The organism is Clostridium sp. AF28-12, from assembly GCF_003435225.1.
GTDB classification, from domain to species: Bacteria; Bacillota; Clostridia; order Lachnospirales; family Lachnospiraceae; genus Pilosibacter; species Pilosibacter fragilis.
This window is the reverse complement of record NZ_QWGJ01000024.1, coordinates 1-13,676: the sequence shown is the minus strand read 5'-3', so window position 1 is coordinate 13,676 and position 13,676 is coordinate 1. Positions and strand designations below refer to the sequence as shown.

Annotated in this window: 12 protein-coding genes and 2 riboswitches; of the genes, 4 read left to right on the top strand and 8 right to left on the bottom strand. The window is 50.7% G+C overall.

Annotated features, from left to right (window positions below; all coding sequences use genetic code 11):
* Positions 1-20: 20 nt before the first annotated feature.
* From DWY93_RS15100 to thiE, 4 genes are all read right to left on the bottom strand, one after another.
* Positions 21-773, bottom strand: a complete 753-nt coding sequence (locus tag DWY93_RS15100; protein WP_117471241.1) for an ABC transporter ATP-binding protein — start codon at positions 771-773, stop codon at positions 21-23.
* A gap of 1 nt (position 774) precedes the next feature.
* Positions 775-1,437, bottom strand: a complete 663-nt coding sequence (gene tenA, locus DWY93_RS15095) for a thiaminase II (protein WP_117471242.1) — start codon at positions 1,435-1,437, stop codon at positions 775-777.
* On the bottom strand, positions 1,434-2,243 hold the full coding sequence (gene thiD, locus DWY93_RS15090; RefSeq protein ID WP_117471243.1) for a bifunctional hydroxymethylpyrimidine kinase/phosphomethylpyrimidine kinase: 810 nt from the start codon (positions 2,241-2,243) through the stop codon (positions 1,434-1,436). The genes tenA and thiD overlap by 4 nt, the downstream gene beginning before the upstream one ends.
* Positions 2,244-2,658: 415 nt before the next feature.
* The gene (thiE, locus tag DWY93_RS15085; protein ID WP_117471244.1) at positions 2,659-3,294 is read right to left on the bottom strand and encodes a thiamine phosphate synthase; all 636 of its coding nucleotides are present in this window, start codon (positions 3,292-3,294) and stop codon (positions 2,659-2,661) included.
* Positions 3,295-3,652: 358 nt separating this feature from the next.
* Positions 3,653-3,760: riboswitch (TPP riboswitch) on the bottom strand.
* A gap of 634 nt (positions 3,761-4,394) precedes the next feature.
* On the opposite strand from thiE, the gene DWY93_RS15070 reads away from it, so the two are divergent.
* The 3 genes from DWY93_RS15070 (at position 4,395) to phnE (ending at position 7,953) form a co-directional block, all read left to right on the top strand.
* Positions 4,395-5,495 carry a PhnD/SsuA/transferrin family substrate-binding protein gene (locus DWY93_RS15070; protein WP_117471247.1) on the top strand — a complete coding sequence of 367 codons (1,101 nt, stop codon included), beginning with the start codon at positions 4,395-4,397 and terminating at the stop codon, positions 5,493-5,495.
* 49 nt (positions 5,496-5,544) lie between these two features.
* The gene (gene phnC / locus DWY93_RS15065) at positions 5,545-6,303 is read left to right on the top strand and encodes a phosphonate ABC transporter ATP-binding protein (RefSeq protein ID WP_117471248.1); all 759 of its coding nucleotides are present in this window, start codon (positions 5,545-5,547) and stop codon (positions 6,301-6,303) included.
* Between the two features lie 87 nt (positions 6,304-6,390).
* Positions 6,391-7,953, top strand: a complete 1,563-nt coding sequence (phnE, locus tag DWY93_RS15060; RefSeq protein ID WP_181968562.1) for a phosphonate ABC transporter, permease protein PhnE — start codon at positions 6,391-6,393, stop codon at positions 7,951-7,953.
* Between the two features lie 9 nt (positions 7,954-7,962).
* Here phnE and thiM read toward each other — a convergent pair whose 3' ends face one another.
* The 4 genes from thiM to DWY93_RS15040 all read right to left on the bottom strand — a co-directional run bounded on the left by thiM (position 7,963) and on the right by DWY93_RS15040 (position 12,619).
* On the bottom strand, positions 7,963-8,784 hold the full coding sequence (gene thiM / locus DWY93_RS15055; RefSeq protein ID WP_117472577.1) for a hydroxyethylthiazole kinase: 822 nt from the start codon (positions 8,782-8,784) through the stop codon (positions 7,963-7,965).
* 11 nt (positions 8,785-8,795) lie between these two features.
* Positions 8,796-9,314 carry an energy coupling factor transporter S component ThiW gene (gene thiW, locus DWY93_RS15050; RefSeq protein WP_117472575.1) on the bottom strand — a complete coding sequence of 173 codons (519 nt, stop codon included), beginning with the start codon at positions 9,312-9,314 and terminating at the stop codon, positions 8,796-8,798.
* A 438-nt stretch (positions 9,315-9,752) separates the two neighbouring features.
* A riboswitch (TPP riboswitch) is annotated at positions 9,753-9,859 on the bottom strand.
* A 46-nt stretch (positions 9,860-9,905) separates the two neighbouring features.
* A complete protein-coding gene (locus DWY93_RS15045) occupies positions 9,906-11,165 on the bottom strand; it encodes a DNA polymerase IV (RefSeq protein WP_117472573.1) in 1,260 nt (419 codons plus the stop codon).
* Positions 11,166-11,278: 113 nt separating this feature from the next.
* Positions 11,279-12,619 carry an MATE family efflux transporter gene (locus DWY93_RS15040; protein ID WP_117472571.1) on the bottom strand — a complete coding sequence of 447 codons (1,341 nt, stop codon included), beginning with the start codon at positions 12,617-12,619 and terminating at the stop codon, positions 11,279-11,281.
* A 701-nt stretch (positions 12,620-13,320) separates the two neighbouring features.
* Between DWY93_RS15040 and DWY93_RS15030 the strand changes: the two genes are divergently transcribed.
* Complete coding sequence (locus DWY93_RS15030) at positions 13,321-13,662, top strand: hypothetical protein (RefSeq protein WP_117471253.1); 342 nt, start codon at positions 13,321-13,323, stop codon at positions 13,660-13,662.
* Positions 13,663-13,676: the final 14 nt, after the last annotated feature.

Below are 13,676 nucleotides of genomic sequence, written 5' to 3'. Positions count from 1 at the left end.
ATCCTTCTTCATCTTCTTACTCATGACGTCTCCTTCCTCAGCATACCGATCAGCTCCTCCTTCAGGGACAGGATCTCCGGTTTCCGAAGCTCGTCCCTGGATCTCGGATATTCTGCCGGGACATCAATGGACCGCAGGTGGGTGATCGGTGATTCCTCTACGACCAGGATCCGGCTGGACAAAAAGACCGCTTCCTCCACATCGTGCGTGATAAAAAGGACTGTCTTTTTCTCCCTCTCCCACTGCTCTAAAAGCCATTCCCGCATGGAGATCCTCGTCAGGTAATCGAGGGCTGAAAATGGCTCATCGAGAAGCAGAAGGTCGGAACCCGTGAGCACCGTTCTCGCAAACGCCGCTCTCTGGCGCATGCCGCCGGAAAGTTCCTTCGGCGTCTTATCACCCCAGTCCTTAAGACCAACAGATTCCAGTGCCGCGTCCGCTTTCTCTCTCATCTCCGTTTTCGAATATCCGCCCCGGATCTCCATCGGCAGCAGGAGATTCTCCCTCACGGTCCGCCATGGAAATAAAAGATCCTGCTGCGGCATGTATCCACAGTAGTTTCTCTTCTTCTCAATGGACTCGCCGTCCACCAGGATCTCGCCGGAAGCCGGCAGAAGAAGCTTGTTCACAAGCCGGAAGATCGTACTCTTACCACAGCCGGAAGCGCCGATGACGGACACGAATTCCCCGTCCTGTACATCGAAGGAAAGGTGGTCAATGATGGAGAAATCTTCCACATCATATTGAAAGCTTACATTGTCAAATTTCAGCATCCTACTGCCTCATTTCCCACGCCATATCCCAGAATGCCGCCTCATAGCGGGAGCATGCTGTAAAGATCTCTACGAGATGCTGTTTCCGCTTCTCGGAATAGTCCTCCGCCAGGCGGTTCATCAGATCAGCCAGCACCTCATTGTCCTCGTGGTAGGAATCGGACGCATATCCGCTGACCCATTCCCCATAGAACTCATGCTTATCTGCAGCCGGATACTCCGCAAGGATCTTCTTCGCGATAAACTCATAGCTCAATGCGCAGGAAAGGATCGCCGCCATGACCTCCGCCTCTCCTTCCTCGTAAGCGACACGAAGCATATAGGAGGTATAGGACAGATTATCAAGAGCGACCGGTGTCTGCTCTGCCTCCTCCTTCGCGATTCCGAGTCTCGTCATGTACGCGCGGTGGATATCCATCTCACCGTCCAGGATCGAATGGATATAACCCGCGAACAGGCGCATTGCGTCGAGGTTTTTCGCCTTCGCCGTGCCGATGGAAAATACCTTTGTATAGTCAAGAAGATACAGATAATCCTGTATCATATAATATTTGAATTTTTCATGATCCAGACTGCCGTCCGCGATTCCCTTTACAAAAGGCGCCTCGTTATAGCCGTCCCAGATCTCCTTTGTTGCCTCTAAAAGGCGTTCTGTCATCGTCATGCCTGTTCCTCCGCAAATCCTTTTCCGCGAAAATCAAATCCGTGATCCATCGGTCCGGATCCATGTCCGAGATCCAGCATGGCTGCCAGCGCTCCGGAGATGTAAGCTTTCGCACGTTCCACCGCCGTATCGAGGTCATAACCCTTCGCCAGATTGGAAGCGATGGCACTCGATAAGGTGCAGCCGGTTCCGTGGGTGTTCGGGTTGTCGATCCGCTTACCGTTGAACCAGCGGTAGCTGCCGTCGCGGTATAACAGGTCGTTGGCATCATTCAACTGATGACCGCCCTTACAGAGGACCGCGCAGTGATAGGTCTCACTGATCTGTTTTGCCGCCGCGATCATGTCCTCGGCGGACTTTACTTCCATTCCTGATAAAACTTCTGTCTCCGGGATATTCGGGGTCAGGACCGCCGCTAACGGAAACAGACACTCTTTTAATGTGCCGATGGCATCGTCGCTGATCAGCTTTGATCCGCTTGTCGCCACCATGACCGGGTCCACAACGATATTTTCTGCTTTGTACTCATGAAGCTTCTTTGCGATGGACCTGATAAGTCCCGCGGAAGAAACCATGCCGATCTTCACCGCGTCCGGACGGATGTCCGTAAATACGCTGTCGATCTCCTGTTCCAGGAATTCCGGTGTTACCTCAAAAATTCCCTGGACGCCGGTCGTGTTCTGGGCCGTCAGTGCTGTGATCGCGCTCATTCCATAAACTCCGTTTGCGATCATCGTCTTTAAGTCGGCCTGGATGCCGGCGCCTCCGCTGGAATCACTTCCAGCGATCGTTAATGCTGTCTTCATCATAAAAACTCCTTTCAGGCATCAATAACTTTTTATTAGGCGACGCAAGGTGGTGCCCCCAATGTGCCGCCGCGGAAATATATTTCCGCTTGATCTATTCCAAAACCCAGAGGGAAAATTGCTGCTCTGTGAATTTAGAATTCATATTTTCAGGCAGGTAGTATTTTTCTTCTGGCTTATTGGCTTGTTTGAATGTAGTGTTTAAAAAATTATATTTTTTGAAATTATTGTAACTGTTCAGTAGGGCGCACTTGCTGCGCTGACCGTAAGAAAACATAGGATAGGAGGCAAAAATCCCATCAGCGAAGCTGATCTGGAATGGATTTTTGCGTGTAACTATGAAGGTATTGATTAGTTACAAATTGTTTAGATTTTACATCATATATCGGCATATCATTGAAAACTCTTCTAAGTCTTATAAGATTTCTCTTACCGCTTCTTTCAGTTCTCGTGTCGCCTTCTCAATATCCTCCGCCGCAAAGATCGCGCTGACGACCGCAACGCCGTCCACGCCGGTTCCCTTAAGGGGCTCCAGGCGGTTCTTATTGATCCCGCCGATGGCTACCACCGGAATATCCACCGCCTGACAGATCTCAGAGAGTACCTCCGGTGTCACCGCTGTGGCGTCCTTTTTTGTTCCTGTCGGATACATTGCTCCGACGCCGAGGTAATCTGCCCCGTGCTTTTTCGCAAGAAGCGCCTGTTCCACCGTCTTACAGGAAACACCGATGATCTTATCCGGTCCCAGCTTTTCCCTCACTTTTCCAGCTTCCATATCGCTCTGTCCCACATGAACGCCGTCCGCATCCATCTTAAGAGCGATATCCACGTTGTCATTGATCACAAAGGGAACATGATATTCGGCACAGAGTTTTTTGATCTTCTTCGCCTCTTCTAAAAACATCTCCTCATCCAGCTCCTTTTCCCTGAGCTGGACAAAGGTCGCGCCGCCCTTTAAAGCCTTTTCCACCTGACTCTCCAGAGTCTCACCATTTAACCACGCGCGGTCTGTCACCGCGTAAAGCAGCATATCTTCCGGTCTGCAGTTCATATCTTACCTCCTAAAAAATCGAAATACGCACCAGACGTATTTTTCAAGCCATTCTGCCTTTCAATTTACCTGCCGACCTGTCATCAGCAGATTCTTTCGAATGCATATCATAAAAAGGATGCGCCCCGCGCGGTTACTTGCGACGATCTGCATCTTCGCACAAGTGCGCAGCATTGGCACGTTAGTGCCTTTTTTGTAACAGGGAATTCCCCGGAATTTCCTGTAATAACAAGTGAAAACACGCTTCGCGAGTTTCCCCTTGTTATCGCGACAGTCGCCAAGGTCTCGCGCAAGCGCGGACTTTGGCTCGTTGTTCGCGTAAAAAAAGGAGACACCCGCAGGTATCTCCACTTCTACTCTTTCTCTTCAGCAGCTTCCTACGTTGGCATGATCCAAATCAGGTATACGGGTCTTGGCGATGCAGCCAACTCTCAGCCTGATCCGTCAGGCTCCCCGGTCTGTTTATTTTCTTTTTTTGACAAGATTTACTATATACTTTCTGCGCGGAAAAGTCAAGTTTGCACCCGGTTTCGTACATAATTTCAAGACTGCGGATTTTGCATGGATCCATCGATATTTTTCATGTATTCCGTGCAGCCTGCTTACAGCCTTGTGTTCCCCGCCCATCGCTTTTTCCCGGCGGCCTTTCAGAAATTTCCTCTCTTGCCTTTTTCCATCTCCTGTGCTACAATCCAAATCGGTTAACGGAATGCAGCATGAGGGGGAGCGCCCTGGTGCTGCGGTCAATTCAATCACTTGATGACGAAGACCAGATTGCGAGGGAGCCCGTGTTCCGGGCTGAGAGGATCCCAGAAAGGATCGACCGTCCCATGCCGCGGATCCATGTCCGCGGCTTGTCAGCATTCTGCCTGAAAGTCATTTTTACGGCATGCTGCAGAAGGCATGCTTTTTTCTTTATCCGCCTGTTTCTTCCGGATTCATGGCAGCTGAATGCGTTCTATTTCTTATTCGGAACGATCACGCTCTCACAGTGTCCTGACCATTAGCGGATATTGAAACTATTTCACCGTATTTCCCGGTGTCCCATTCTTTCAGCAGAAAATATATTCTGCCCTGACGGGCTATGGAGGTATTATATTATGAGAAAATTTGTTGTACCGGCTCTCTCCCTGGCACTCTGCCTCGGACTCACTGCAGGATGTTCTTCCAAAACGGACGCACCGGCTGCTTCCACAGGGGAGACCACAGCTGCCGCTTCTGCGGAAAGCACTTCTGAAGCAGCCGCTTCCGCAGAGACAAAATCCATCGATTCCTTAAAGATCGCTTTCTCCCCGTATGCGGACGCAGATACGATCACGACAGCAACAGAGCCGTTAGAGAACCTTTTAAAAGAGACACTGCTTGAAAAAGGCTACGATGTCAAAGACATCGACATGACCGTCGGAACAAGTTACACCGCTGTCGGTGAGGCACTGAGCGCAGGAAGCGCTGATATCGGATTTATCTCCGGAGGAAACTATGTCCTGTTCTCCGATGACTGCGACGTTCTCCTCACGGCTCTCCGCTACGCCATCAATAAGGACTCCGAAGATCCGAAGGACTGGAACGACGGCACCATCGAGGAAAACACAGACAAAATGAGCACATATTACCGCTCCATCATTCTCGCAGGGCCGAGTGAAAAAGGTCAGGAGCTCTTGGCAAAGGTCAACAACGGCGAGGAACTTACCTGGGATGACTTAAACAGCGCCACCTGGGCAGTCATGGGACCGACCTCCGCGTCCGGCTACATTTATCCGTCCTTATGGTTAAACGAGCGCTACGGAAAGACCATCGCTGACCTCGCAAATGCGGTCCAGTCTGATTCCTATACCACCTCCCTTGCCCGCCTCGCCTCCGGACAGGCAGACCTCATGGTCTCCTACGGCCATATCCGCACAAAATATGCGCCGGACTGGAAAGAGAAATTCGGCGGCACCGATGATATGGTAAAGCAGACAGGCATCATCGGCGTCACAGAGGGAATCTACAACGATATGATCGCATACAGCAAAACTTCCGACCTTATGCAGGACGCTGACTTCCGTCAGGCTCTCGGTGATTCCTTCATCGAGATCGCAGGAACTGATGAAGGCAAAGACATCATCAAAGTCTTCAGTCAGGTCGGCTACGAGTGGGGCGATGACGCGAACTATGACGGGGAACGCGCCGCACAGGAAATGTTAAAGTCTATGAACTAAACAGATCCCAATTTTTTACTGATTCATTATTTGTAAGGCAGGTATCTTCATGGAAATCGTTCTTCAGAACATTGGAAAACAATTTAAAAACGGGACACGCGCCCTGGACCATGTAACCTTTACCATCCCTCAGGGCAAGTTCGTCTCCGTGATCGGTCCGTCCGGAGCTGGAAAAACCACCCTGTTCCGGATCTTAAACGGCATGGAGACGCCGGGGGACGGGGCTGTCCTTTTTGATGGCAGCGACATATCGTCCATGTCCGGAACTGCCAGGAAGAATGTAAAGAGATCCATCGGCACCATCTATCAGGATTTCTGTCTCGTGGAAAATTCCACCTGCCTTGCAAATGTGCTCACTGCCTGTCTACCGGATATGGGATTTTTCCCCGCTGTGTTCGGAATCTACGGAAAAAAGCGCCGGGCAGAAGCACTGAAATTTCTTGACCGCGTGGGACTCTTGGAAAAATCAGAAGAACCGGTAAAAAATCTCTCCGGTGGTCAGAAACAGCGCGCCGCCATCGCGAGAGCCCTCATGCGTCATCCAAAAATCCTGCTGGCTGATGAGCCCGCCGCCTCCTTGGATCCGGTCACCGGGCGGCAGATCCTGACACTTTTAAAGGAGATTCAGGAAAAGGATGGCGTCACGATTCTTATGAACAGCCATAACCTTGAATTTTCTCAGGAGTTTTCCGACCGGATCATTGGGCTGAAGGACGGAAATGTGGTTTTTGATGGAACGCCATCGGAAATGAATGAGGAAATCTTGAGAAACATTTATCTCAGTCTCGAAGACGCCCACCTATCTTAGGTGATGAATAATAGGACTCTGCTATTTATGCATTTATCCATCCCAACGGATCCTTGCAGAGAAGCATTTCAGAGGAGGAAGCAATCCATGTACAGAAATCGAAAAAATTATATAAAACCTGCCGGCTGGATCCTCTTCCTTCTCTGCTTTTACGCCGCCGCGTCCTTCACCGGATGTGATCCGGCTCTTTTTATTTCAAGGAGCTCCCATCTTTCAGATCTGGCGGCCGACATGATGCGGCCGGATCTCTCCTATTTTCCAAAGATCCTGCTGCCGCTCTTTTACACGGTCCAGATGTCCGTGACAGGCACCGTGATCGGTTCCGCGCTGGCACTGATCGTTTCCCCTTTTGGCGCTGTATCCCTGCATTTTCCGTCCTGGGCAAGACGTTTGCTGCGTCTCCTGATCCAGATACTCCGGTCTTTTCCGGCGCTGATCCTGGCGCTCGCCGCGACCTTTCTCTTCGGACTCGGAACCTTTGCGGGGACATTCGCGATCACGCTCTACACCTTTGCGATCATGACGAAGCTCACCTACGAGGACGCGGAACACGCGGACACAGCGCCGTATCAGGCTCTTCGTTCCATGGGATGCGCCCGTTTCCCGGCATTTGTCCACGCCGTCCTTCCGGAAATTTTACCCGCATTTCTGACAAACGCCCTGTATCTCTTTGAGACGAATGTGCGGCACAGCTCCATTCTCGGATACGTTGGGGCAGGCGGGATCGGTCTGATCTTAAATGAAAAGATCTCCTGGCGGGAATTCCACAAGGTCGGTACGATTTTGTTTCTGCTCTTTCTCACGGTCTGTGTGATCGAGTCCGCGAACCGGTATTTTACGTCGATGATCCACAGTGGGCAGATCGCAGAACTTTTTTCAGGCAGCAAGGACTTGTCCAAAAAGATCTGTGTCTCTGGACGGATGATACTTTTCGGTTTCACGGTGCTCTTCCTCTTCTGCCTCGCGGCCCAGACCCCGCCGGATTTTTCAAGGACAAGTGCCGCGGCGTTAAAAAGTATGGCAGCCGGACTCATGCATCCGGACTGGATCTTCTTTTTCTCCACAAAAAAAGATGGCCTCGGCTATCTGCTCCTTGAGACCATCTGCATTGCCATTGTCGGAACATCCATCGGCGCTTTCCTTGCCGCACCCCTTGCCTTTCTCAACACAAGACGCTTTGTCCCGGCGCCGGCCGCCTTTTTCTTTAACCTGATCATCATGGCGATCCGGTCGATCCCGTTCCTGATCTATGGTCTGATCTTTATCCGTGTCTCCGGTCCCGGCGCCTTCACAGGTGTCCTGACGTTAGCAGTCTGCAGCATCGGACTTCTCACAAAGCGCTTCACTGAATGTCTTGAGGCCATTGATCCCGGCCCGTACCGGGCACTCCTCGCCATGGGTGTCCACCCGGTTCCAGCCGTCTTCCACAGCGTTCTCCCGCAGATCGCCCCGGCGTTCTGCTCCGCCGGCCTCTATCGCTTTGACGTCAATATCCGTGAGGCGTCCGTTCTCGGTCTCGTGGGCGCAGGCGGGATCGGCGCACCTCTGATCTTCGCGATGAACCAGTACGACTGGAATAAGGCTGGAGCGATCCTTTTGGGACTGATTCTGCTTGTGTGGGGCGTGGATATTCTGTCTTCCCGCAGATAAATCCAAGTTCTATTTTACTTCAAACTTCGCCCCGCGCTCCAGCTCATCCCCATCCATATGATAGATCGCGTCAATAATATAATTCCGGTACGTTGCGTTCCCATCCTGCGGTGTCAGCCGTTTATGGGCGATCTCCCCCGCGAGTCCCATGGCACAGACTGCCGCCGCTGCCGCCTCAAGCGGACGATCCTGATTCGCAGTCACAAATGCTGCTGTAAGAGCAGAAAGCTGGCAGCCGGTTCCCGTGATGGAGGACATCATCGGATGGCCATTGTAGATGCAGTACGCTTTTTTTGCGTCCGCCACGAGATCAATAGCGCCTGTGACCGCGATCACAGCCCCTGTCCTCTCCGCAAATTTCTTCACGAATGCCACCGCCTCATCAAGGTTATCTTCGGTTACACGGTCTGCGATATCCGCATCCACGCCCTTTGTGGTCCCTGTTCCCACTGCAAGCGTCTTGATCTCAGAGATATTTCCGCGGATCACGGTGAATTTTACCGTTTTTAAGAGTTCGTTTGCCGTCGATGTCCGGAGTGTCGATGCCCCAACGCCCACCGGATCCAGCACTGCCGGGTGTCCCAGCTCATTGGCCCGCGCTCCCGCGATCTTCATGGACTCGATGGTACGGCTGTTCAGCGTACCGATATTGATATTGAGGCCTGCGCAGATCGTCTGGATCTCCGCGACCTCCTCTTTATCGTCCGCCATGATCGGGGAAGCCCCGCAGGCCAGAACCATATTCGCGCAGTCATTCACCGTCACATAGTTCGTAATATTGTGGATCAGCGGGTTCTTCTCCCGCACCTGATCAAACATCTGTTTTAACATGCTTCTCTCCTCTACTGTCCCATTGCTTCCTGCATACCTGCAAGGATATTGGCTTTCTTTAAGCTGTAGATCAGCACACCGCTGATCACCGCGCCTCCGGCAGTTGAAACAAGGAACGGGATCACATATGCGTAAAATGCCAGACCTGCCGCACTCTTTCCCATAAGGAAGATCGCTACCGGATAGGCCGTGAGTCCGCCAAGAACAGAGGTTCCAAATACCTCACCGATCAGTGTCGCCGGAATGTTCTGCGTCTTCTGATACACAAGTCCGCAGATCAGCGCGCCGAACATACTGCCCGGAAACGCCATCAGGCTTCCAAGTCCCAGAAGATTCCGGATCAGCGCCGCTGCGAATGCCGCACCCAGTCCGTATCCCGGTCCTAAGAGGACTGCACAGAGAATATTCACCATATGCTGTACCGGGGAACACTTGCTCCCGAATACCGGGAATGAAAATAAGCTTCCTGCCACTGCGACAGCACAGAAAACAGCTGCCACCGCTAATTTTTTCGCATTTGTCTGTTTCATGTTTTATTCCGCGTGACCGGTCCTTCCTTCGGACCGTCACACATTCCTCCTTTGAAAATTTTCCGCAGCCGCAAAGCTTCCCTGCGCAGCTGCATTTTTAGGAAACGTCTGTACGACAACAGCGCTTCCACAGGCGAAGTACCATGTACTCCACATAAAAATGTACAGTTCCCCTCTCCGGATCACTGTATGGAAGGCGGTCGATGCTTACTGGCATCCTCTCACGCCGGAACACGGCTTCCCATCGCTGATCTCATACATGGCCCAGGGCGCTCCCCCTCGGCCTGCCGCCTGCTGGCGGATCCCGTTTTCTCCTTTCTCAAAGTATGGTTTTTGTTACTTTTTTTCTGCCACCTGTTTCGGAAACACAATGATCCCGAATTTTTTAAGTCAGATGACATAAAAACAGGAGACACCCATCGCGGCATGTCCCCTGTAAAAATTCATATCATGACTTCCTACGGCGGCATTATCCGCATCAGGTTAAAGGGTCGAAGTTCGATCACTTCCTCTCAGCCCGCCAACGAGCTCCCCTGTTTTTTGTAAGACTTATTATAGCGCATCTTTGAAAATTTGCAAGTAAAGAATTTCCTATTTTTCTTTTTCCTTCTTTGTCCGCACATCCTGATCCATCTGCGCTTTCGCCTTTCTCGCAACCTTCCCGGCCGTACTCATCGTACTGCCCCGGACGATCATTCCATTCCCAAAACGCCTGCGGATATCATCGAACGCCTCATCTGCTTTCTTCTGTTTTTCCCGCTCCTCGGGATTCTCAAACAGGGAGATCTGTCTGAAATCATCCGTTGTAAGATCCGTCAACGCCATTCCGATCAGCCGCAGAGGCTCACACTTCCAACATTCATATAACAGTTTTTTCACCTGCACAAAGATCTCCTCCGTCACATCCGTGGGATCCTCAAAAGCTCTCTGATGTGACCTCGTCTTAAAATCCAGTGTCCGATAGGTCACCGCCACACAGCTGCACTTTTTCCCGTCTCTGCGCATCCTTGCAGCCACCACATCACACTGGGCAAGCAGAAGCGCCAGTGCCTGCTCATACGTCACAAGATCCTCTTCCACGGTCGTCTCCGCGCTGTAGCCCTTCGCTTCCTCCCGCTCTGCCCGAACCGGGGAATCATCGATGCCGTTGGCATACCGGTAAAGCTGATGCCCGGCCTTTTCTCCCAGAATCCGCTTAAGCTCAGCTTCCCCGCTCTGCGCCATATCTCCGATGGTCTTAATTCCTTCCTGTAAAAGTCTCTGCTCCGATGCCTTTCCAAGAAACAGAAGATCCCGCACCGGAAGCGGCCACATTTTTTTCGGGATCTCAGGCGGAAACAGCGTATGTACCTTATCCGGCTTTTCAAAATCCGATGCCATCTTCGCCAACAGCTTATTCGTTCCGATCCCTACATTCACCGTAAAGCCCAGCTCATCCCGGATCTTATCCTTGATCTCGTGAGCCACCGCCACCGGATCCGGATAGATCAGATGGGTACCGGTCATATCGAGAAACACCTCGTCGATCGAAAACGATTCCATCGCAGGCGCATAGGATGCGCAGATTTCCTTAAACGCCCGGGAACATCTCTGGTACAGCGCAAAATCACCCGGTACGCACACGAGATCCGGACATTTCCGCAACGCCAGAGCCACAGGTTCCCCTGTCGTCACCCCATATTTTTTCGCCGGGATCGATTTCGCCACAACGATGCTGCACCTTAGCTTCGGGTCCCCGCCGATACAGGACGGGATCTCCCGAAGATCCGGCAGCCCCTCCTTTACGCGCTTCGCCGCCTCCCAGGAGAGGAAGGCGCTGTTCACATCCACATGAAATATCAACCGTTCCATACTGTTTTCCTCATACCAGAACTTTCTGAGACTTCCGTCTCCTCATTCAGTCAGGCACTGCAAAGAAAACCTTTCTATAATCATGCCTCAGCTCATTCTGCCGCACTGCCTGCTCACGCGCTTTTTTCTCTCATGATCCAGAAAAACGTGCATGTAAATATAATTCCCTTTACGATCGACGTGGACGTAAGTGCCCACCAGATTCCATCAAGCCCCATGATACCGCTGAGAACGATGGCAAGCGGTATTCTGGCACTCGTGAGCACAATACTGATCACGCTGCAGAGTCTCGTTCTTCCGAGTCCCGACAGTGCTCCGATCGTCGTCAGCTCCACGCACATAAATGCCTCGCTGAATCCAATGATCACGAGATAGCCCACAGCTGTCGCAACCGCCTTCGGCTCATGGAAGAAGATATCCGCGATCGCATTTGGGAAACAGATAAATACGGCGGAGACCAGCACTCCCCAGATTCCGACCGTCCACAGGGATACCTGATATCCTTTCCGGACGCGTTCTCTCTCCCCGGCCCCATAGTTCTGGGCCACAAACGCGTTTAACGCAGCTGCAAAGCCATCAGCCGTATTCCAGGAGATCGATTCGATCTGACCGCCAACTCTCTGCGTTGCCACTGCCTCCGCACCGTATCCGGACACCATTCGCGTCAGGATCATGGAAATCCCGCAGTACGCCATGCCCTGGAGCGCGGTTGGAATTCCGATCCTGCAGATTCCCCTTAAAAATTCAACAGGGATCTTCGCAAAGAGCCGGGTTCCTTTTAACACATTCTCCTTCTTCCACGCAATGATCCCAAGAATCATGATACTCATTACGATCGCCTGAGCTGTCACCGTAGCGATCGCTGCTCCGGTTACACCAAGTCTCGGAAATGGTCCCGGTCCGAGGATCAGGACCGGATCCAGGATCATGTTTGTCACGAGTCCGATAAGATTTGCCATAAACGGCGTTTTTGAGTCTCCCTGAGCCGTATAGAGTCCCGTGAGTGTCAATGTCAAAAATGAAAATACGATCAGTCCGCAGGCGATCTTTGTGTAAGCCAGCGCTGCCGCCTGGGCCTCCGCATCCTCAAGTCTGAAAAATCCCACCATCTGATTGACAAATATGAGACAGAAGACCGCATACGCGATTCCCATTGCCGCTGAAAGCTGCACTGCAGCCTGAGCAAATCCGTGGGCTTTTTCCCGGTCCCCTCGCCCGATACATTGTGCCACCTGAACCTGTCCGCCCATTCTCGCCATGGACGCCAGCCCCTGCGAAAGCCAGGTAAACATTCCCCCGACGCCGACTCCCGCTACTGCCTTTGATCCCAGAAGACCGATCCATGCCATATCCGTAATGTTGTAAAGCGTCCCCAGAAATGCCGATGCCATGATCGGGACAGCGAGCTTCACCAGGGTCTTCATGATAGGTCCCTTTGTTAAATTTCCTTCCATACCCCAAATTCCCTCATTCGTTTTATTTTTCGCTGATCCAGTATCCCTATTATACATGGTTTCCTGCAGAATTTCATCTATAAAAATTTCATTACAATATCTCCGACAGCTGCCACAGCATCACCACCGAACAGCTTGACGCTCTCTGCGAGTTTCTCTGCAGCAGGAAAAAAGCCTCCAGTGACCTCTGATCCTCCAGCTGGAAGCCGACCGTATCCACACCCTGATCCCAGGACATTTAGTCCAGCAGCACGTCTTCCATCTCTTTCAGGCACAGCAGATGATCGTCAGCAAGTATGGCGTGCGGGAGGGGTATTTGTGTGAGGGGGTGCTGAAACATTAATAATGCCCGCAAAGCCTTATTTTACGCGGCAAAGTAACAGTGGAATATTTTTAGACAAAAGAAAACCCCTTCACCTAATTTGCCGCTAGGTAAAGTGGGCTGCCGAAAAAATTTTCATTTTTTAATATGGTAACGATAATTAGGAATTATGGGGTGGATATTTTGGTGTTATCCGCTGGGTTTAGATTGGCGAATTAAGGAATGGATAATCAAAGGTTATCCGTCGGAAATGAAATTGGTATGGAATGAATAATTTGGTGTTATCCATAGAATTAGCGGGAAACGGATAAATAATTAAAAGCAAAATTTGAAAGATAGTGCAGAAATTTTTATAGATATATTGGAGAAATAGAAAAATATGAAGAGAGAATGGGATGCTCTATGCACTTCACAAGCACAGTTTATTGAATATGTGGACAATAATTTAAAGCAATCTAATCACATTATATTTTATAACCATATAGGCCATTTTGGTTCAGAATATGCTCTTTCTTCGCGTTTCAATAAAGCAAAAATATTAAGTTTTAGCCAATTAAAACATAAAACAGGCAAAAATATACTTTTTCGGTTACTAAATATAGTTACAGCTATTGTTACTTTTATTTTAAATGAGACAAAAAAAGGAGATGCACGTACTACTATATCAACTATTCTTAGTAATATGGAAAATATTTATTGTTGTGGTCAAGCTTTTTTGTAACACTTGTGGCTAAA

Excerpts from the sequence above, each read along its gene's own strand:
- DWY93_RS15100 (WP_117471241.1), bottom strand. The coding sequence starts at position 773 with ATGCTGAAATTTGACAATGTAAGCTTTCAATATGATGTGGAAGATTTC.
- tenA (WP_117471242.1), bottom strand. The coding sequence starts at position 1,437 with ATGACGATGACAGAACGCCTTTTAGAGGCAACAAAGGAGATCTGGGAC.
- thiD (WP_117471243.1), bottom strand. The coding sequence starts at position 2,243 with ATGAAGACAGCATTAACGATCGCTGGAAGTGATTCCAGCGGAGGCGCC.
- thiE (WP_117471244.1), bottom strand. The coding sequence starts at position 3,294 with ATGAACTGCAGACCGGAAGATATGCTGCTTTACGCGGTGACAGACCGC.
- DWY93_RS15070 (WP_117471247.1), top strand. The coding sequence starts at position 4,395 with ATGAGAAAATTTGTTGTACCGGCTCTCTCCCTGGCACTCTGCCTCGGA.
- phnC (WP_117471248.1), top strand. The coding sequence starts at position 5,545 with ATGGAAATCGTTCTTCAGAACATTGGAAAACAATTTAAAAACGGGACA.
- phnE (WP_181968562.1), top strand. The coding sequence starts at position 6,391 with ATGTACAGAAATCGAAAAAATTATATAAAACCTGCCGGCTGGATCCTC.
- thiM (WP_117472577.1), bottom strand. The coding sequence starts at position 8,784 with ATGTTAAAACAGATGTTTGATCAGGTGCGGGAGAAGAACCCGCTGATC.
- thiW (WP_117472575.1), bottom strand. The coding sequence starts at position 9,314 with ATGAAACAGACAAATGCGAAAAAATTAGCGGTGGCAGCTGTTTTCTGT.
- DWY93_RS15045 (WP_117472573.1), bottom strand. The coding sequence starts at position 11,165 with ATGGAACGGTTGATATTTCATGTGGATGTGAACAGCGCCTTCCTCTCC.
- DWY93_RS15040 (WP_117472571.1), bottom strand. The coding sequence starts at position 12,619 with ATGGAAGGAAATTTAACAAAGGGACCTATCATGAAGACCCTGGTGAAG.
- DWY93_RS15030 (WP_117471253.1), top strand. The coding sequence starts at position 13,321 with ATGAAGAGAGAATGGGATGCTCTATGCACTTCACAAGCACAGTTTATT.